The sequence below is a fragment of the Kitasatospora sp. NPDC050463 genome, assembly GCF_040655255.1.
Taxonomy (GTDB): domain Bacteria; phylum Actinomycetota; class Actinomycetes; order Streptomycetales; family Streptomycetaceae; genus Kitasatospora.
On sequence record NZ_JBFAJO010000067.1, the window covers coordinates 28,443 to 47,444 of the forward strand.

Here is a 19,002-nt window from a genome sequence, read left to right on the forward strand (position 1 = left end):
GGCATGTGGGCAGGGCGCGCCGGGCGCCGCCGACCGCGGTGTCGTCACGCGGTCGGCGGGCGGGCGCTGCTGCTGTGGTCAGGCGGCGAGTTCGCCGGCCTGGAGCTGCCAGAGGGATGCGTAGAGTCCGTGCCGGGCGACCAGTTCGTCGTGGGTGCCCTGTTCGGCGACGACGCCGCCCTTGTCCAGGACGTAGATCCGGTCGGCGTGGCGGACGGTGGAGAGCCGGTGGGCGATGACGACCATCGTCCGGTCGGCCGCGAAGCTGCGGAGCGTGCGCTGGATGGCGGCCTCGGTTTCGTTGTCCACCGCGGAGGTGGCCTCGTCGAGGATGACGACCGGCGGGTCCTTGAGGATCGCGCGGGCCAGGGCGATCCTCTGCCGCTGGCCGCCGGAGAGCGCGGCGCCTCGTTCGCCGATCAGGGTGTCGTAGCCGTCCGGCAGCGTCGCGATGAAGGTGTGCGCCTCGGCCGTCATCGCCGCCTGGACCACGGCCTCGTCGGGGGCGTCGAAGCTGCCGTAGCGGATGTTGTCGGCGATGCTTCCGTCGAAGAGGAACGGGTCCTGGGCGACGAAGCCGATGGCGTGGCGCAGGTCGTGCCGCCACAGGTCCCGGACGTCCTGTCCGTCGAGCAGCACGCTGCCGGACTCCGCGTCCTGGAAGCGCATCAGCAGCTTGGCGATCGTCGTCTTGCCGGAGCCGGTGGCGCCCACCAGGGCGGTCACCTGCCCGGCCGGGATGGTCAGCGAGAGGTCCTCCAGTGCCGCCGGCCGGCCGGGGTAGGCGAAGGTGACCCCGTCGAGGACGAGCTCGCCGCGCACCTCGGCGGGGTCGAGCGTCCCGTTGCTGCCGTCGGCCTCGACGGGCAGGGCGCGCAGCCGCTGGACCCGGTCGTAGGAGGCGAGGGTGCGCTGGTACTGGTCGACGATGCCGCCGACCCGGCTCATCCGCATCAGCAGCATCTGGGGCAGCCCGATCAGCGGGCTGAACACCTCGAAGCGCAGGGTTCCGTTGAGTACTGAACGGCCGCCGATCAGCAGGGTGCCCGCCATCGAGGCGGTGGTGCAGGCCCGGACGGTCTCGGCGTGGCGGATCGTGCCCCGGTCGGTCTGCCGGGTGCTCTCCTGGGCCGCCGCACTCAACTCGTCGATGCGTTCGGCCTCGTAGTCCTCGGTGCAGAAGCTCTTGACGGTGGCGCTGGCTTCCAGCGAGTTGATCACCTGGCTGCCCAGCCTGGCCCGGCGCTCGCCGGTGACGGCGTAGTCGGCCGCGGCCTTGTCCTGGTGGTGCAGCGACAGCCAGGCGATGACCGGGATCGGCAGGAACGCGATCCAGGCGATCTGGGGCGCCAGCAGCAGGAAGGCCGGCACCAGGAGGGCCAGGCTGGTGCCCAGTTGCAGCACGTCGTTGGCCGGGCCGGCGAAGAAGGCGCCCAGCTGGCCGACGTCGTCGGTGAGCGCCCCGGCCACCCGGGTGGTCCGTTCGCCCTCCAACTGCCCCAGGTCAAGGTGCTGGACGTGCCGGTACGTACGGCCCCGCCAGTCGTGCTCGACGTCCTGGCCGAGCCGGCGCCACTGCAGGTTCGAGGCGTAGGAGAGGCCCGCCACGGCGGCGCAGGCGGCGGCCACCAGCCCGGCCAGGCCCCAGAGTTGAGCGGAGGCGGTGGTCAGGCCGAGGCTGACCAGGGGCGCGGCCTCGCCCTTGATGAGGACCAGTCCGGTCCAGCCGAGGAAGGTGCCGAGCGCCATTTCCGAGATCTGGCAGGAGACCGAGAGCGCGGCGGCCCGGTAGAGGCGGGCGCGGTGCGGTCCGACGATCTCCAGCAGGGGATGGCGTTCGGCTCCGGGCCCGGCAGCGCCCTGGGAGGCGTCGACCGTTCTATGCCAGGCCTTCCGGACGACGGCCGCGGTCGCTGCGGCCACCCCGCCCACCGCCACCAGCTGCCGGCTCAGCGCCGACCCCTTGATCAGCGCGATCCCGGCCGCGACCCCGCCGCCGACCGCGAGCACCGGTCGCACGACCAGGCCCCGGTCCGCCCGCGGGGCCGGTGCGGCGGCGGGCCTAGCGGGGGCGGCCGTTCTGGTCGGGCCCTCCGCGACCAGGGCGACGGCCCTGCGGACGATCCGGCCGACGTCCGTGGCGCGCACCCGCGCATCGTGCCGGACGAGCACCCCGCCGGTGACCGGGTTGGCCTGGGCCTCGGTGACCCCGGGAACGCGACGCAGCGCGGCGGCGAGCACCTCGGCCGTTCGTGGCCGTCCGAGTACCAGCTTGACGTCCCAGCGCTGGCGGCCCGGGATGACCGATCGCGGGCTCGCGTCCAATTCCGCGGAGCGGATTCCGGCTGCGGCACCCAGTAGCGATGGCATTTGTACGATCACCTGTTTGCGGAGGTCGCGGAAAACCGTCGGTGATACGACGGATTGCGATGGCGGAGTGGGTAATTCTGGCGGCGACTGCGCCGCAGCCGACCAGCCTGCAGTCGGCCGCCACCGGGGCGCACTCCTTCGAAATCGATCGAAATGCGCGCCCGGCGGCGGCCTGGGATCCGGACGGCCGTCAGGACGTCTTGCCGACGCCTGCGGTCGCGCGGATCTTGGGGGCCCTCGGGTCCTCCTCGGAGGCCCGGCGAGCCCGCTCGGCGGTCTCGTCCTTCGCGGCGCCCGGGGCGCCGTTCCCGTCGGGATGCTGACCGTCACCTGAGCCGGCTCCGGTGTCACCGGTGGCGATCTGGGCCGCCACCATGTCGGCGGCCACCTCGGCCGCGAGGTCGTGGATGTTCTCCCCGGCCTCGTGGGCGGCCTTCTTCACCTCCATCGCGATGCCGACGGACGTCTTGACGACTCCGCGCAGCAGCGGCTTGAGCAGGCGCTTGGCCAGGGGCGCGACGACGAGGCCGATCAGGAAGGGTGGTACTACGGGCGGCATGATGCTCCATCCTCTCTACACATAGGTATGGCAGGGAACCCGGGCACTGCGAACACGGAGCAGCGCGCAGCCGGGCGGACGGAAGCATTCCACCTCGGAATCCGGGATTCACCTACCGAACCGAATTTCCGGACACCGGCACGCGCCGCCCGATCTCATGGCCACCGTAGTCGAACCATGTCGGCCGAGGCCAAACGTCTTCCGCCGGATTCACTCATGCGAGTGTTCATGACCATCTCGTGCGACCCGAATTGCAGTGCACCCGAACACCGGGCGATGCGCTTACCTGATTATCAGACGCAATTGGTCCGCATCAGTGCGCGCCGAGTTCCCGCACCACTCGCCGGCGCAGTCCCGGGAACGGCAGCGCCCCACCCCCCAGCACCGCCTCATGGAAGGCCCGCGCCTCGAACCCGGCGCCCAGCTGCGCCTCGGCGTCGGCCCGCAGTCGGCCGAATTCCAGGAAGCCGGCCCGGTAGGAGAGCGCCTGCCCTGGCAGGTCCGTCGAGTAGCGCAGCAGGTCCGAGGCGATCTGGCCGTCCGCCTCGGTGGAGTTGGCGCGCATGAAGTCCCGCGCCCGCTCCAGGCTCATCGTCCCGAGGTTGAGCCCGGTGTCGACGACGAGGCGCTGCGCGGTGAACCGCTCCTGGGCGAGGCGTCCATAAGCGTCCCACGGGTCCGCGTAGAGGCCCGCCTCCCAGCCGAGGCCCGCTGCATACTCCGCCCAGCCCTCGTTGAACGCACCGAACTCGGCTACCTCACGGCGCAGTTGTGGCAGCGCGCGGTTCTCCGCCTGCCGGGCGAGGTGGAAGTGGTGCCCCGGCGCGAGCTCGTGGTAGATCAGCGAGGCCGAGCCGAGCAGGGACCTCCGGTCCAGGTCCGAACCGTTGTAGCGGTAGCGCCCGACCGGATCGGCCGCGGTCGGCGCCTCGTAGTAGCCGAAAGTCATACCCGGTTCCAGCGCCGGGTCCAGTCGGGCCAGTCCGTACGGCGCCCGCGGCAGGGTGGCGAACCAGTGCGGCAGCACCGGGGCCAGTCGGTCGAGATGGCCGCGGTAGCGCGCCTCGACCTCCTCCGGCGTCCGGGCGTACAGCCGGGGCTCGGTGCGCAACCGCTCGTGGAACTCGGCCTCCGAGCCGTGGAAGCCCAGCGTCGCGCGCACCTCCCGCATCCGCTCCGCGAGTTCGCGGCACTGTTCGCGGCCGAGCTCGTGCAGCTGCTCGGGTGACGTGTCGCCCCCACTGTGGGTACGGACGAAGTCCCGGTACGCCTCCTCACCGCCCTCGTACTGCGCCCAGCCGACGGCCTGCGGCGCCGCGAGCAGATAGGCCGGGTCGTCCAGGACGGCGAGCAGCCGGTCGAAGGCCGGCGTCAACTCGCTCTCCACCAGCCGCCGCACGCCGTCCAGGAGGTGCCCGCGCCCGGCCGGCCCCAGCCCGTCGAGCCGGTCCTCGGCCACCTCCACCCGGTGCGCGACCGACGTCCGCAGCCCGGCGAGGGTGGTGCGCGCTCCGGCCAGCGCCGGGGCGGGCACCCGGAAACCCCGCGCCGCCTGCCCTGCCACCTTGTCCCCGATCGAGCCGACCACCCGGGACAGCTCGCGCACCAGCGCCAAGTACCGCTCGGCATCCGGCCGCTCGGCGAGCCGAAAGGGGCACAGCACCGCGTCGGTGTACAGCGACAGCGGGAACAGCCGGTACGGCGTGGCGGCGGGCGTCAGCCAGTAGTGGCGGTGGGCCCGCAGCTCCTGCTCGGCCAGTCCGACCAGGAACGCGGTGGTGTCGGCATCGGCGCCGGACAGCTCCGTACCGTCGAGCGCCCGCACCCGGTTCAGCACATCCCCGGCGAACCGCGCCCGCTCCTCGGTCTCGGCGGGTGTCACCCCGGGCAGCGTCTCCACCGGGAGCCCCTGACGGACTCTCAGCATGGGGTCGCGCGCCAGCAGGAACTCCCAATAGCGGTCCGCCAGACGGCCGATCTCCCGGCCCGGTTCGTTCGTCATGCGACCATCCTGGCGGCGACCGACCGCCAAGCAGCCCGGTCCAGGACACGCGGACCGTGACACCGCTCGAAAGGGTGAATGATGATCGTCCTCCCAAGCCGCCGCCCACGGCTCCCAGCCGGGCCGACAGGCGACTCAAGGAATTCGAACACGCCTGCCGTGTAGGTCAGTTGACTCGCAGCAGCCAAGACCAGGTGGCACCATGGCCGCCATGCCCCGACGCACCCCGCCGGTCGCCCTGGCGGCCGCCCTCACCGCCTCGGCCGTCGCGCTGAGCGGCTGCGGCGACGTCGCCAACTCCTCGACGACCACCCCCCTGGTGGACCACGGGACCCTCCGGATCGCCGAGTCCAGCGAGACGCCCAGCTTCAACCCGTACTCCACCTTCGGGGCCAGTCAGGCCCGCTACGCCTACGACTCGCTGGTCAACGTCGCCCCCGACGGCACCGTGGTCTCCGGTCTCGCCTCCTCCTGGCAGGCCACCACCACCACGGCCACCTTCTCCCTCCGCCCGGGCATCACCTGCTCCGACGGCACCCCGCTCACCGCCTCCGCCGTGGCCCGGGCGCTCGACTACGCGGGTGACCCGGTCCACCAGCTCGCCGGTGCCCAGACCGTGCTGCCGAACGTCCCGTTCACCGCGAGTGCCGATGACCGGACCGGCACGGTGTCGGCGACCGCCGCCACGCCCTTCCCGTTCCTCACCCGCACCCTCGGCCTGCTGCCGATCGTCTGCCCGGCCGGCCTCGACCGGCCCGGATCGCTGGACCGTGCCACCCAGGGCACCGGCCCGTACGTGCTCACCCGCTACTCCCCGGGTGGGCCGTACGAGTTCACCGTCCGCGAGGGCTACACCTGGGGCCCCGCCGGGGCGACCACCGCCGCGCCAGGCCTGCCGGCCCGGATCGTCCTCTCGGTGGTGCCCCAGGCCTCCACCACCGCGAACCTGCTGCTTACCGGGGGCGTCGACATCGCGAGCGTGAACGGGCCCGACCGCGCCCGGCTCACCGGCCACGGTCTAGCCACCGAGGACGTGGCGACCGTGGTCGGGCTGACCTTCTTCAACCAGCGCCCCGGCCGTCCCCTCGCCGACCCGGCGCTGCGCCGCGCCCTGGTGTCCGCCCTCGACCGCCAGGGCCTCGCCAACGTCGCCGTCGGCGGCACCGGTCGGCCCGCCGCCGACTTCGGCGCCGTCGGGGCCGTCTGCCACGCCGACCTCGCCGCCACCAACCTGCCGGCGCAGGACGCCGCCGAGGCTCTGCGCGCGGTCGGCTGGGCCCGCATTGATGGCGGCCCGCTGACCAAGGACGGCCGAGGGCTCCGGCTGCGCCTGATCACCAGCTCGGACCTCGGACCGACCCTGCCGCCCGCCGCCGAGCTGATGGCCCGGACCTGGACGGCGCTCGGCGCGGACGTCACGCTGGTCACTGAGAGCCTGCCCGCCCTCGTCAACGCGATGTACCAGAGCGGCGACTTCGACGTCGTGGTCGGCACCTCACCGGGCTTCGCCCTGCCGGTCGGCTTCATCCCGTTCTTCTCCGGTCCCACCCCCGCCCAGGGCCTCAACTTCGCGGGCGTCACCAACCCCCAGTACGACGCCCTGATCTCCCAGGCGCTCCGGGAGCCCGACACCACCGGCTGCGGCACCTGGAACCGGGCCGCCGCCGCGCTGCTGCGCTCGGCCGACGCCCTGCCGATCGCCGACGGCCGGAACACCGTGTACGGCTACCGCACCACCTTCGCCACCACCTTTGGCGGCCAGCTCGTCCCCACCAGCATCCGCCTCCACCAGTGACCGGGAAGCCCACCGTGTCCTTGCCCCGTCTGCTGCGGCACCCGTGGACGGTGTTCCTGACGCGCCGCACCGCCCGGCTACTGCTCTCCCTCGGGATCGTGCTCACCGCTTCCTTTGCGATGGTTCACCTCATCCCCGGCGACCCGGTCCGCGCCGCCCTCGGCATCGATGCCGCCCCCGCGCTGGTGGCCGCCCGCCGGCACCAAATCGGCCTCGACGCACCCTTACTCGCCCAGTTCCGGCACTACCTGGGCGGCCTGGTGCACGGTGACCTCGGCACCTCGCTGATCACCGGGACACCGGTCGCCGAACTGGTCCGCACCCGGCTGCCCGCCACCCTGGAGATCGCCGGCCTGGCCTTCCTGGCCACCCTCGCCGTCGCCCTGCCCGGCGGACTGCTCGCCGCCGTCCACACCCGCGACGGCCGGCACCCGCGCAGCGAGCTGGCGTTCACCGTGGTCACTGCCGGCCTGGCCGGGGTACCGGACTTCGTGCTGGCCGCCGGGCTCACCGCGCTGCTGGCCGTCGGCCTCCAGCTACTGCCGGTGGCCGGCACGGCGGGTGCCGAGTCCTTCGTCCTGCCCGTCCTCGCGCTGTCCGTCGCTCCGGCGGCCGTCCTGGTACGCATCGTCCGGGTCGAGGCGCTGAAGGTGCTGGGGGAGGACTACCTGCGCACCGCCCGGAGCAAGCGGCTGTCCCCCTCCCGCCGCTACCTGCGACACGCGGCGCCCAACATGGCCACTGCCGCTCTCACCGTCGCCGGTAGCCTGCTGCCCGGCATGATCGCCGGCACCGTACTGGTCGAGAAGGTGTTCGGCTGGCCGGGCATCGGCTCCGCGATGGCCCAGTCCGTGGTGGCCCAGGACTACCCGGTGATCCAGGCGATGGTGCTGATCCTGGGCTCCGCCGTACTGCTCTCCGGCCTCCTGGTCGACGTGCTGCTGGCGGTGCTCGACCCTCGTTCGACGATCCGGGAGAGCTGAGATGCCCGTTCCCAGCAGGTACCTCCGCTCACCGATGGCCTGGATCTCGGCGGTCATGCTGGTCTCGCTGCTCGTCCTCGGGCTGGCCGCACCGCTCCTGTGGGGCACGGCGGCCGACCGCCCCGACCCCTTCGCGGTGCTGCAAGGCCCGTCCGCTGCCCACCCGTTCGGCACCGACAACCTCGGCAGGGACGTGCTGGCCCGGGTCCTGACGGCCTCCCGGCTCTCCCTGCTGCTCGCGCTGGCCGCGACCCTGCTCGGCGCCACCGGCGGTGTCCTGCTCGGCGGGGCCACCGCCGTCGTCGGCCGCCGCGCCCGCCGGCCGCTCACCGCCCTGATCAACCTGTTGCTCGCCTTCCCGGCGCTGCTGGTCGCGATGTTCCTCGCTGTGGTGTTCGGCGCGGGCGCCGGCGGGGCGATGCTCGCCCTCGCCGTCGCGGGCGTCCCCGGCTTCGCCCGGCTCGCCCAGACGCTCTCCGCCGCCGTGGCCGGCACCGACCACCTGGCCGCGGCCCGGGCCCTCGGCCTACGCCGGCACCGCCTGCTGTGGCGGCACGTCCTGCCCAACATCGCCGAGCCGCTGCTGCTGGCCACCACCACGGCCGCGGGTACGGCCCTCGTCGCGCTCTCCGGGCTGAGCTTCCTCGGACTGGGCGTCCAGCCGCCCAGCTACGACTGGGGGCAGCTCCTCAACCAGGGACTCGACCGGATCTACGCCGAACCGCTGTCCGCGCTCGCCCCGGGCCTGGCGGTCCTCTACGCGGCCCTGACCTTCCAGCTGCTCGGCGAGGTGCTGGCCGGGAGCGTGGCCCGGCGCGGCCCGGCGCCCCGGACGCCCGTGCCATCGCCCGCCCCGAGCGGCCCGGCCGAGGACGGCCTGGTGCTCCAGGTCGAGGACCTCAGCGTCGAACTCCCCGCTCCGGACGGCGTAATTCGTCCGGTGCGCGGGGTGAGTCTCGCGCTGCGGCCGTGCGAGATCGTCGGGCTCGTCGGCGAGTCCGGTTCGGGCAAATCGCTCACCGCGCTCGCCATCGCCGACCTGCTCCCCGAACGGGCCCGGGTGTCCCGGCGGACCCTCCGGCTGCTCGGCGCCGACCTCGCCACCATGACCCCGAAGCAGCGCGACCACCACCTCGCGACCGGTCTGGCGATGGTCTTCCAGAACCCGGCCTCCGCACTCAACCCTTCCCTGCGGGTCTCCACCCAACTCACCGAGGCCGTCCGGGCCCACCGCGGCGCGAGCCGCGCCCAGGCCGCCGCGCAAGCCGCCGACGCGCTGCGCCGGGTCGCCCTTCCCCCCGCACTGCTGCGCTCGCGCCCCCACCAGCTCTCCGGTGGCCAGCGTCAGCGCGTGATGATCGCTGCCGGGCTGATGGTGCGGCCGGGCCTGATCCTCGCCGACGAGCCGACCACCGCCCTCGACGTCACCGTGCAGCGGCAGATCACCCGACTGCTCGCCGACCTCCGGCGGGACACCTCCGCGGCCGTCCTGTTCATCAGCCACGACGTCGCGCTGGTCGGCGAGTTCTGCGAACGCGTCCTGGTGATGTACGCGGGGACCATCGTCGAATCCCTGCCCGCCGGCCGCCTCGCCGACGGCGCCCGGCACCCCTACACCCGGGCCCTGGTCGCCTCGGTACCGGACCTCACCGCCGACCGTGACCGTCCGCTGCCGACTGTGGAGGGCGCACCGCCCGACCCGCTCGCCCCCGCCCCGGGCTGCCCCTTCGAACCCCGCTGCCCGCACCGCCTGGACCGCTGTGCCGAGCAGGCCCCGCCGCTTGACGGCCTCGACGCGGAGCAGCGGGTCGCGTGCTGGAATCCGGTGCCGGAGGCGGTCCTCGCTTCATGACCACCCTTCAGGTCTGCGACCTCACCGTCCGCCACCACGGCCCGCGCGGCCCCGTCGCCGCCGTGGACGGCGTCTCGCTGGAGATCCCGGCCGGCACCACGCTCGGGCTCGTGGGCGAGTCCGGCTCCGGCAAGTCGAGCCTGGCCCGCGCGATCGTCGGACTCACGCCCGTGCACGGGGGCCGGATCCTGCTCGACGGTCGGGAAGTCCGGGTCCGCACCGTCCGCGACCGGCGTCGGCTTGGCCGTCTGGTCCAGATCGTCCTCCAGGACCCGGACACCGCGCTGGATCCCCGGATGACCGTCCGCCAGACCCTGCTCGAAGCGGCCACCGCGTTCCACCGGCTCGACCGGCGGGCCCGTGCCGAGCGCGTCCCCGCCCTGCTCGAACTCGTCGGCCTGGACCCCCGGTTCGCGGACCGCCTACCGCGGCAGCTGTCCGGCGGCCAGCGCCAGCGGGTCGCCGTCGCCCGCGCCCTGGCCGTCGAGCCCGGCTTGCTGATCGCCGACGAGATCACCTCGGCCCTCGACGTCTCGGTGCAGGCGGCCGTCCTCAACACGATCCGCGAACTCCAGCGGCGGCTCGGTCTGTCGATGCTGTTCATCGGCCACAACCTGCCCGCCGTCTGCCACGTCTGCGACACGGTGGCGGTCATGCGGCACGGCCGGATCGTCGAGACCGCCGCCACCGGGGCCCTCCTGCACGCCCCGCAGCACCCGTACACCCGGGAGCTGCTCGACTCCGTGCCCCGCCTACCGTTCCGAAGGACCTGATGACCAGTCGCCGAGCGGACGCCGTAGTCGTCGGAGCCGGAGTGATCGGCGCCGCCATCGCCCTTGAACTCGCCCGCAGCGGGCGCCAGGTGGTCGTCGTGGACAAGGCGGGTGCCGCCGGCCACGGCTCCACCAGCGCCTCCAGCGCGATCATCCGCTTCAACTACTCCACGTTCGACGGCGTCGCCACCGCCTGGGAGGCCCAGCACCTCTGGACGTCCTGGCCCGAGCACCTGCGACTCACCGACCGCCGACCGCTCGCCGCCTTCCACCGCACCGGCGCCGTGCTGCTCGACTCCCCCGCCGCCGACCCGTCCGCCGTCACCGCCCTGTTCGACCGCACCGGCGTCCCGTACGAAAGGTGGGACGCCGCCGCGCTGCGCAGGCGCCTGCCCGGGATCGACCCCGGCCGGTACTGGCCGCCGAAGCCGGTGGACGACGACGCCTTCTTCGCCGGCCCGACCGGTGAGCTCGGCGCCCTGTTCACCCCGGACGCCGGGTACGTCGACGACCCGCAGCTCGCCGCCCAGAACCTCGCCGACGCGGCCGGCGAGTTGGGCGCCCACTTCCTGTTCCACCGGGCCGTGGTCGCCGTCGACCGGCGCGCGGACCGGGTGACGGGCATCCGGCTCGCCGACGGCGCGCGGATCCCCGCACCAGTGGTCGTCAACGCCGCCGGCCCCTGGTCGGGCGCCCTCAACCGGCTGGCGGGCGTCGGCGCCGACTTCACGATCGGAGTACGCCCACTGCGCGAGGAGGTCCACCAGGTCCCCGCACCAGGCGGGTACACCCCTGTCGTCGCCGACCTCGACCTCGGCACCTACCTGCGGCCGGCCCCCGGCGGCCACCTCCTGGTCGGCGGGACCGAGCCCGCCTGCGACCCACCCGAGTGGATCGACGACCCGGACGCCGCCGACCCCCGCCCCACCGCCCACCGCTTCCGTACCCAGGTGACCCGGGCGGCCCGCCGCTTCCCGACCATCGGGGTGCCCAACCGAGCCCTCGGAACCGCCGGGGTGTACGACGTCGCCGACGACTGGACCCCGATCTACGACCGCACCGCCCTCGGCGGCTACTACGTCGCCATGGGCACCAGCGGCAACCAGTTCAAGAACGCCCCGCTGGTCGGCCGCTTCCTCGCAACCCTGATCGACCTGGTCGAGGCCGGCCACGACCACGACGGCGACCCGGTCCGGTACCGCTGCGAACACACCGGCAACGTCGTGGACCTGGGTTCCTTCTCACGCCGGCGCCCGGCACGCGCGGACTCGGCGCGGACGGTCATGGGCTGACCACCCGCAGCTCCCGCACCAGGTCCCCGACCACACCGACCACGAACTCCGGCGCCTCGTGCGGGAAGTCGTGGCCCGTCCCCTCGGGCGTGTGCACCAGCCGGGACGCCGTCGACGCCGCCAGGTACCGGACCCTGCTGCCGAGGTAGAAGCGGCTGATCCGCTCGGCCTCGACCGCGTCCCGGGCGCCGGCCAGCACCGCCTCGCCGCCGATGAGATCCCGGGGTATCACGAGCACCAGCGGCAGGTTCCCGAGGTCCCCGTCGTACACCACGGTCTCCCAGCCCACCCGTGCCAAGCCGGTCGGCGTGAGCTCCCCGAAGGCCGACGCAGCGGCGCACAGCTGCCCGGTCCGCTCGCCCCGGCCACGGTGCGCACCGAAAAGTTGACGCACCGCTGTCAGCAGGATGCGCCGACGCATCCCCTCGAGCTGCCGGTTGCGCGGCGCGAAAGCGATGACCTCCAGGGGAGTCGGATCGAGCAGCACCAGTCCGGCCACCAGCTCCGGCCGCCGCCTGGCGACGTTCGCGACCAGTAACCCGCCGAAGGAATGGCCGACGAACACGAACGGGGCCCGTTCCCCCGCCATCTCCAGCGCGGCCGACAGCTCCTCCGCCTCGGCCGCCGTCGTCCGGGGGAAGGGCCCGACATCGCTCCAGCCCGTGCCGAAGCGGTCGACCAGCACCGACCGGGCCCGGGCCGACAACAGCGTGTGCAGCTCCCGGAAGTCCTCACCAGGGGCGTGCCCGCCGGGCATCCAGACCACCGTGGGCCCGCCCCCGCCGTCCCCCGCGCCCAGGACGTGCATCCGATGGCCGCCCACGTCCACCAGCCGCCCCGGCGGCGGATTCGCCCGCGCCTCGCGGGCCACCAGCACCAGGTGCCGCACGGCTCCCGCCGCCAGCAGCACACCGACGGCCAGCGCCGGACCACCGAGCGCCACCGCCCAGGCCCCTCCTACCCCGACCATGGCGCCACCCACCGCCACCACCAGCACCGCGACCGGCGCCCCCAGCCAGTCCCGGCTCAGCAGCGCGAACAAGGAGTCCGTGACCCGTCCGTCCTGACGCATCGGTCCTCCGCAACGGCACTCGAATGCCGATCCCTGTCAGTCTCCTTCCCCCATCCACCCGCCCCGACGCCAGGCCGTCCCCCACGACCGCCCGAGAACGCACCGCACGTGATCAGAGGCTCGGAGTCACCGCCTGAACGGGATCGATGACGGCTTCGGACTTCCAGTGGTCACCGGGCAGGCTCGGGGAACACCTCGCGGATCGCCGCCCGCACCCCCTCGGCCAACGCTTCCCGCAGGACGGGGATGAAGTCGCCGCGCTCGGTGTCGGTCAGCCAGGGGTCCAGTGTGCAGGAGACCAGATGCCTGATCGGGGTCCCGCCGGGATCTCCCTGGAGGCCCAGCCGGTCCGCCACCCGCCGCATGTACACCCCGCCGTACAGGTCCGGTTCGAGGGCCGACCCGCTGACGATCAGGTCGGGGCGCTGTGCGGGCGCGGGCATGTTCCTGGCGGCAGGGACCTTCGGGGCGATCCCGAGCTTCTCGGCGATCAGGCGGTTGATCCGGTTGGCCTTGGCCAGGTCCGGGTTGGGCCGGCCCTCGCGGACGGCGTTGAACGCGTACGCGATGACGACCTGGTCCGAACCGAGCTCGGCGAGGAGGTCCCGGGCTTCCGGGTCGGCCATGATCTCCTCGTTGCTCCTGCACACGATGCGGTCCAGGATGAAAAGGAGCTGCTCCCGCAGGGCGCGCTCGTCGCCCGGGTGTTCGCGTTCGACGGGCAGCCGCTGGAGCGGGGCGACGAGCAGGTCGGGGTGGTCGAGGCCGAGGGTGACGAAGGCCGCGTAGAGGCGCTTGCTGTTGAACAGTGCCTGCCCGAGGATCTTGCCGTAGCCGTGCTGGTCGGTGGTGATGACGCGGTGGCTCAGGTAGACGCCCGCCGCGGCGGCACCCGGCTTGGAACCCTCGACTCCGTACAGGCCCACACCCGAGTTTCCCAGGTCGAGGTAGGGCGCGGTGAAGGCCACCATGTTCTTCTGCGCACCGTTGCGGTAGCAGAGGCCACCCGCCGGGTAGGGCACGAAACCGGCCTTGTGCGGGTCGATGGTGATCGAGTCCGCCCGGTGCAGGGAGTCGTACTGCCGGTTGACGTACTCACTCATCACGAAGTCCGGTGTGAAGGTGACCTGGCCGTCGGCCTGCTCCGGGCGGCGACGCCTGACCGAGGCGAAGTAGCCGCCCCACGCCGCGTCCACGTGGATCGGATAGGAGACGTTGCGGGCGTGGAACTCCTCGCGCAGCGCCAGCATCTCCGTCAGCGGATCGACCGAGCTCTGCTCGGTGCTGCCCAGCACGGCGACGTTGAGGATGACCGGGCGGCGGCCCCGTTCGCACTCCTCCAGGCGGGTGCGCAGGCTCGCCACGGTGGCCCGCGCGTCCAGGTCCACCTCGACCGGGACCAGACCGCTCTGCCCGATGCCCAGCAGGGCCGCAGCCTTCGGCCACGAGTAGTGCATGGTCGCCGTCACAAGGACGGCCGGGTTGCCCACCCGGCCCTCCAGGAAGCGCCGACGGAACTCCTCGTAGCCGAGGTGCTGCAACGTGTAGGTGTTGATCAGCCTGAGGTCCTCCGTCCTGACGTGATGGTCCTCGACCATCCGGGTCGGCAGGCCCAGCACCTCGTCCACCGGCAGGTTGACGCACTCCCACGGGTCCAGGTCGAGCAGCGTCGGGGTGTCCTTGCCGTTCGCCAGGCGGACGGTGAGGTCCCGGGCGCCGCCGAGTGCGTGCGGGTGGCGCCGGATCGCCTCGGCCACCGCGATCGGGTAGTAGGTCAGGTTGCGTGCGGACCAGAGGGCTTCGAGGTTGGCGACCGTGCCGCCGGAGGTGATGTGGCCCCACGGTGTCGGCAGGGCGAGCGGCTGGTAGCCGAGCAGCCGGCACAGGTCCTTTCCGACTTCCTCCTCCAACCGGGTCGTCACCGGCGAGGACTCCAGGGCGACGTTGTTCGGGTTGTACAGCGTGGCCGCGAAGTAGCCCGCGAGCGCCGGGATCGTCTGGTCCCAGTTCATGTGGGCCTGGTAGCGGTAGCTGAAGAACGGCACCGAACTGCCGAGGTGGTCCAGGAGCTTGGCGTGTTCCCTGCGCATGGTCGCGACGGACTGCTGGTACTCCGGCGACTGCTTGATCCCGTCGGTGACGTAGGGCGGGTCGTCTTTGTAGAGGTTCCTGCGGGCCGCGCAGTGCGACGCCAAGGCGTCGTTGATCAGGTCGGCGAGCACCGTCTGGTTCTCGGCCATCGGGCCGAGGAACCAGGCGGCGAGCGAGTGGGTGCCAGGCGCATCGGCCAGCTGGAGTTCGGGGGACGCCGTCGGCGACGGCTCCCGTCGCTCACGGGCGATGTGGGGGGTCATCCATGGCCTTTCGGCAGCGTGCCGCATCTTCGTCCGGACACGGATCTTCGATTGCTGGGAGCGTAGTGGCCTGGAGACGGGTTCGGGGACGATCTTCGGCGGACCGTCCCACCATCGGGTGACCGTGCCGCGTGCAGTGACTGTGGCGGGCGTGCGTCCAGTGTCGGCGGCACCACCGGCCTCGGCCCGGTCGACCACCGGCCGGGCAGAGCGGTTCCCATGCCCCGCCTCCCGCGTCACGTCACAGCCACGATCGTTCACGGACGAGTGAATTCGCGGTCGGCGACTCGCCCGCCGGCCGCCGCGAGCGCCAGCATGGGCGGCATGACCACCACGTACCCCCGAGCTGAGCGGGCCGCCCAGGCCCGGGCGGCCGCCTCCCAGCTCGCCGCAGACGGAATCGACGGGGTGGTGTTCGGCTGGGTCGACAACGCCGGGCTCACCCGGGTGAAGTCCGTCCCGCTCGCCCAGCTCGAACGCGCCGCCGAGTACGGTGTCGGCTCGGTGCCCTGCTTCGACATCACCCTGGTGGACGACTCCCTCACCACTACGCCTTCGAGCAGCGGTCCGGTGGGCGACCTGCGGCTCGTCCCCGACCTCGACCGGCTCACCCCGCTCGCCGCCCAGCCCGGCTGGGCCTGGGCCCCGGCCGACCGCTACACCCAGGGCGGCACGCCGCACCCCGGCTGCCAGCGCGGCTTCGCCCGTCAGGTCACCGAGGCCGTCGAGCGGCGCGGGCTTTCGGTGCGAGCCGGGATCGAGATCGAGTGGGTGGCGGCCGACGCCGCCGGAGCCCCCGCGACGGTCGCGCCCGCGTTCGGGATGACCCGCTTCGTCGAGCACTCCGACTACCTGCGGGACGTGCTGCGCGCCCTCACCGCCCAGGGCCTGGCTGTGCTCCAGCTCCACCCCGAGTACGCCGCCGGGCAGTTCGAGGTCTCGGTCACCGCCGAGGGGCCGGTCGAGGCGGCCGACACCGCGATGCTGGTACGCCACACCATCCGCGCCGTCTCCGCCCGGCACGGCCTGCGGGTCTCGTACGCGCCCGTCTTCTCCGAGGGCTCGATCGGCAACGGCGGCCACCTGCACCTCAGCCTCTGGCGAGACAGCCGGAACCTCGGACACGGCGGCCCCGGCCGCCACGGGCTCCACCCCGAGGCCGAGCAGTTCCTCGCGGGCATCCTGGCCGAGCTGCCCGCCCTGCTCACCCTCGGCGCCCCCAGCGCCGCCTCCTACTTGCGGCTGGTCCCCTCCCACTTCGCCGGGGCCTACCGCTGCTGGGGCCTGGAGAACCGCGAGGCGGCGCTGCGCCTGATCACCGGCTCCGCCGCCGGGCAGGCCAACGCCGAGCTCAAGTGCTTCGACGCCGCCGCCAATCCGTACCTGGCGGTCGGCGGCGCGCTGGCCGCAGGACTCGCCGGCCTGGACGCCGGCCTGCCCCTCCCGCCCGAGACCCTGAGCGACCCCGCCACCCTCGGCGACGCCGAACGCCTCCCGGCGAGCCTGCCGGAGGCGATCGACGCGTACGAGAAGTCCGACGTACTGCGGCAGGCGCTCGGACCCGAGCTGTACGAGGCCGTGCTGGCCGTCCGGCGGGCGGAGGCGGAGGTGTTCGCGATGCACACGGATGCGGAGGTCATCGAGGCCGTCCGCTGGCGCTACTGACGAGGCATCCGCCAGGCCAGTGAGGTCGTTCGCGCGTCTGGCACGGGTTGCGTCCTCAGTCCGTCCAGGGGGCGGGCCGGGTGGCGGACTCCCAGTACTGTCCGCCTGCCCGGCTCGGTGGGCGCCCGCGGAACGCCGGTGTTCTGACGGCCTCCGCCCGGGTGTCCCGTCTCGTGGCGGTCTCCCGGCCGGGCGAGGATGACGGCATGGGTATCGACGACTCTGCTGCCGGGCTGCTGGTGACGAACGTGCGCGTCTTCGACGGGACCGGCGCTGAGGCGGTGCCGGGACACGTCCGTATTGAGCGGGACAGGATCGCGGAGGTGGTGCTGGGCAGCCCGCCCCCGCACGGCTCCCGGGGAACGACGGTGCTCGACGGCGGAGGCCGCACCCTCATCCCCGGGCTCACCGACGCTCACGTCCACCTGTTCGCGATCGGCGGCACCATGGCGGAGCTGCAGCTCGGAGCCACCGGCACCGTCTACTACCAGGCCCTGGCCTCGGCCCGCGACATGCTGATGCGCGGCTTCACCACCGTCCGGGACATGGCCGGAGACACCGAGCCGCTGCGGCGCGTGCTCGACCGCGGGCTGTTCCCGGGCCCGCGGATCTACCCGAGCCAGGCGGCCGTCTCTCAGACCTCCGGGCACGGCGACTTCGGGACCGTCCACGACACCCCGACGGCATTCGGCGGGCCGCAGCCTCGCACCGAAGAGATCGGGTTCACGCGGGTGGCCGACGGGCCGGAGCGGGTGCTCGCGGCCGTGCGCGAGCAGCTGAGGAAGGGCGCCACGCAGATCAAGCTGATGACCGGCGGAGGCGTCGCCTCCGAGTTCGACCCGCTGGACGTACTGCAGTTCACCACCGCGGAACTGGAGGCGGCGGTCGCCGCGGCTTCCGACTGGGGCACCTACGTGACCGCGCACGTCTACACCTCCGAAGGCGTGCGCCGCGCGGTGGAGGCCGGGATCCGCTGCATCGAGCACGGCCACCTCGCCGACGAGGACACCATCCGCTACCTCGCCGAGAAGAACGTGTGGCTGAGCACCCAGCCCTTCGAGGCCGACGACCACCACTACGCCTCTCCGGACAGCGCCCGCAAGAACCGCGACGTGTGCGAGGGCGTCGCCCGCACCTTCGGCTGGGCACTCGAACACGGCGTACGGCTGGCCTTCGGCACCGACCTGGTATTCGATCCCGGGAAGGCCCATCGGCAGAACGAGATGCTCGTCCGGCTCGGCAAATACCTCAGCCCGGTCGAGGCCATGAAGATGGCCACCTCCGGCAACGCGGAGCTCTTCCGCCTGTCCGACCGCCGCGACCCCTACCGCGCGGCTCCGCTCGGCGTCGTCGCGCCGGGAGCCTGGGCCGACGTCCTGGTCGTCGACGGCGACCCGACCAGCGACCTGTCCGTCCTCGCCGATCCAGAACGCAACCTGCGCCTCATCGTCAAAGACGGCGTCGTCCACAAGAACGAACTCGACTGACCCACCCGCCCGAGTCGGAGCGGCAGCCAACGTCCACTCCGAGCGATGGTTGCCGTGGTGGGCCGGGACGGCTCTCCTACCGCCCCCTCCGACGTGGTGAACGACGCTCGATCGACACGTGGAGCGTGTCAGATAGTTCGTGTAAGTCCGTGAGCTGGGAGGCTGGCCGGGGCCCGGTCGAGGGCTCTGGCCGGCCGGAACGGACAGGACATGGGCGAGAACGAAGGACCGGTCGTCGAGCCGGTCGATGAGCGGTTGGTGGACGAGGTCGTCGAGCGGTTGATGGACCGCGCGGACGCCTCGGGAGCGGCCCTGCTGGGCGAGGGCGGGCTGCTGACCCAGGTGACCCGGGCGGTGCTGGAACGCGCCCTGGACGCGGAGATGACCGAATACCTCGGCTATGAGAAACATGATCCGGCCGGCCGCGGTTCGGGCAACAGCCGCAACGGGACCTCGTCCAAGACGGTGCTGACCGACGTGGGGGCGGTGACGGTCGCGGTGCCCAGGGACCGAAACGGCGAGTTCGAGCCGCGGCTGGTCCCGAAGAACGCCCGACGTCTGGCCCGGTTCAACGAGCGGATCCTGTCGCTGTACGCACGCGGCATGTCGGTGCGCGACATCCGCTCCCACCTCGCCCAGATCTACGGTGTCGAGGTCAGCGCGGACCTGATCAGCAAGGTCACCGACGCCGTGGCCGAGGAACTGAACCGCCCCGTGTTCAGTGGAGACTCGATTTCGTGTAAGGATTCGAGTCATGGCACGTCCCTCCTCCTACCCGCCTGAGCTGCGCCGTCGTGC

The 19,002-nt window shown here is 72.7% G+C and carries 13 protein-coding genes; 8 read left to right on the top strand and 5 right to left on the bottom strand.

Annotated features, from left to right (window positions below):
• Positions 1-78: 78 nt before the first annotated feature.
• The 3 genes from AB0J08_RS31705 to AB0J08_RS31715 form a co-directional block, all read right to left on the bottom strand.
• Entirely contained in the window at positions 79-2,370 is a 2,292-nt protein-coding gene (locus AB0J08_RS31705) for an ATP-binding cassette domain-containing protein (protein ID WP_360641300.1), read from the bottom strand.
• A 190-nt stretch (positions 2,371-2,560) separates the two neighbouring features.
• Positions 2,561-2,929 (bottom strand): DUF5132 domain-containing protein, encoded by a 369-nt coding sequence (locus AB0J08_RS31710; protein WP_360641301.1) that lies wholly within the window; start codon positions 2,927-2,929, stop codon positions 2,561-2,563.
• Between the two features lie 313 nt (positions 2,930-3,242).
• Positions 3,243-4,931, bottom strand: coding sequence for a DUF885 domain-containing protein (locus tag AB0J08_RS31715; RefSeq protein ID WP_360641302.1), 1,689 nt, complete (start codon positions 4,929-4,931; stop codon positions 3,243-3,245).
• 211 nt (positions 4,932-5,142) lie between these two features.
• On the opposite strand from AB0J08_RS31715, the gene AB0J08_RS31720 reads away from it, so the two are divergent.
• Genes AB0J08_RS31720 through AB0J08_RS31740 form a run of 5 tightly spaced genes read left to right on the top strand, consistent with a single transcriptional unit; the run spans position 5,143 to position 11,626 of the window.
• Complete coding sequence (locus AB0J08_RS31720; protein ID WP_360641303.1) at positions 5,143-6,726, top strand: ABC transporter substrate-binding protein; 1,584 nt, start codon at positions 5,143-5,145, stop codon at positions 6,724-6,726.
• 14 nt (positions 6,727-6,740) lie between these two features.
• On the top strand, positions 6,741-7,709 hold the full coding sequence (locus AB0J08_RS31725; RefSeq protein ID WP_360641304.1) for an ABC transporter permease: 969 nt from the start codon (positions 6,741-6,743) through the stop codon (positions 7,707-7,709).
• Between the two features lies 1 nt (position 7,710).
• The gene (locus tag AB0J08_RS31730) at positions 7,711-9,561 is read left to right on the top strand and encodes a dipeptide/oligopeptide/nickel ABC transporter permease/ATP-binding protein (RefSeq protein WP_360641305.1); all 1,851 of its coding nucleotides are present in this window, start codon (positions 7,711-7,713) and stop codon (positions 9,559-9,561) included.
• Positions 9,558-10,334 carry an ABC transporter ATP-binding protein gene (locus AB0J08_RS31735; protein WP_360641306.1) on the top strand — a complete coding sequence of 259 codons (777 nt, stop codon included), beginning with the start codon at positions 9,558-9,560 and terminating at the stop codon, positions 10,332-10,334. The genes AB0J08_RS31730 and AB0J08_RS31735 overlap by 4 nt, the downstream gene beginning before the upstream one ends.
• Positions 10,334-11,626: an FAD-dependent oxidoreductase gene (locus AB0J08_RS31740; RefSeq protein ID WP_360641307.1), complete on the top strand. Its 1,293-nt coding sequence runs from the start codon at positions 10,334-10,336 to the stop codon at positions 11,624-11,626. Before AB0J08_RS31735 ends, AB0J08_RS31740 begins: the two co-directional genes overlap by 1 nt.
• Here AB0J08_RS31740 and AB0J08_RS31745 read toward each other — a convergent pair.
• Both AB0J08_RS31745 and AB0J08_RS31750 read right to left on the bottom strand, forming a co-directional pair.
• Positions 11,616-12,698, bottom strand: a complete 1,083-nt coding sequence (locus AB0J08_RS31745; protein ID WP_360641308.1) for an alpha/beta hydrolase — start codon at positions 12,696-12,698, stop codon at positions 11,616-11,618. The genes AB0J08_RS31740 and AB0J08_RS31745 overlap by 11 nt on opposite strands.
• 170 nt (positions 12,699-12,868) lie before the next feature.
• On the bottom strand, positions 12,869-15,052 hold the full coding sequence (locus AB0J08_RS31750) for a pyridoxal-dependent decarboxylase (protein WP_360641309.1): 2,184 nt from the start codon (positions 15,050-15,052) through the stop codon (positions 12,869-12,871).
• A gap of 324 nt (positions 15,053-15,376) precedes the next feature.
• Between AB0J08_RS31750 and AB0J08_RS31755 the strand changes: the two genes are divergently transcribed.
• From AB0J08_RS31755 to AB0J08_RS31765, 3 genes are all read left to right on the top strand, one after another.
• Positions 15,377-16,717, top strand: a complete 1,341-nt coding sequence (locus AB0J08_RS31755; RefSeq protein ID WP_360641310.1) for a glutamine synthetase family protein — start codon at positions 15,377-15,379, stop codon at positions 16,715-16,717.
• Positions 16,718-16,923: 206 nt separating this feature from the next.
• The gene (locus AB0J08_RS31760; protein WP_360641311.1) at positions 16,924-18,204 is read left to right on the top strand and encodes an amidohydrolase family protein; all 1,281 of its coding nucleotides are present in this window, start codon (positions 16,924-16,926) and stop codon (positions 18,202-18,204) included.
• A 210-nt stretch (positions 18,205-18,414) separates the two neighbouring features.
• Complete coding sequence (locus tag AB0J08_RS31765; RefSeq protein WP_360641312.1) at positions 18,415-18,987, top strand: transposase; 573 nt, start codon at positions 18,415-18,417, stop codon at positions 18,985-18,987.
• Positions 18,988-19,002: the final 15 nt, after the last annotated feature.

What these genes read in the sequence shown, in the direction of transcription:
- AB0J08_RS31735 (WP_360641306.1), top strand. Translation starts at nt 9,558, where the DNA reads ATGACCACCCTTCAGGTCTGCGACCTCACCGTCCGCCACCACGGCCCG.
- AB0J08_RS31705 (WP_360641300.1), bottom strand. Translation starts at nt 2,370, where the DNA reads ATGCCATCGCTACTGGGTGCCGCAGCCGGAATCCGCTCCGCGGAATTG.
- AB0J08_RS31730 (WP_360641305.1), top strand. Translation starts at nt 7,711, where the DNA reads ATGCCCGTTCCCAGCAGGTACCTCCGCTCACCGATGGCCTGGATCTCG.
- AB0J08_RS31760 (WP_360641311.1), top strand. Translation starts at nt 16,924, where the DNA reads ATGGGTATCGACGACTCTGCTGCCGGGCTGCTGGTGACGAACGTGCGC.
- AB0J08_RS31750 (WP_360641309.1), bottom strand. Translation starts at nt 15,052, where the DNA reads ATGACCCCCCACATCGCCCGTGAGCGACGGGAGCCGTCGCCGACGGCG.
- AB0J08_RS31715 (WP_360641302.1), bottom strand. Translation starts at nt 4,931, where the DNA reads ATGACGAACGAACCGGGCCGGGAGATCGGCCGTCTGGCGGACCGCTAT.
- AB0J08_RS31765 (WP_360641312.1), top strand. Translation starts at nt 18,415, where the DNA reads ATGGGCGAGAACGAAGGACCGGTCGTCGAGCCGGTCGATGAGCGGTTG.
- AB0J08_RS31720 (WP_360641303.1), top strand. Translation starts at nt 5,143, where the DNA reads ATGCCCCGACGCACCCCGCCGGTCGCCCTGGCGGCCGCCCTCACCGCC.
- AB0J08_RS31755 (WP_360641310.1), top strand. Translation starts at nt 15,377, where the DNA reads ATGACCACCACGTACCCCCGAGCTGAGCGGGCCGCCCAGGCCCGGGCG.
- AB0J08_RS31710 (WP_360641301.1), bottom strand. Translation starts at nt 2,929, where the DNA reads ATGCCGCCCGTAGTACCACCCTTCCTGATCGGCCTCGTCGTCGCGCCC.
- AB0J08_RS31740 (WP_360641307.1), top strand. Translation starts at nt 10,334, where the DNA reads ATGACCAGTCGCCGAGCGGACGCCGTAGTCGTCGGAGCCGGAGTGATC.
- AB0J08_RS31745 (WP_360641308.1), bottom strand. Translation starts at nt 12,698, where the DNA reads ATGCGTCAGGACGGACGGGTCACGGACTCCTTGTTCGCGCTGCTGAGC.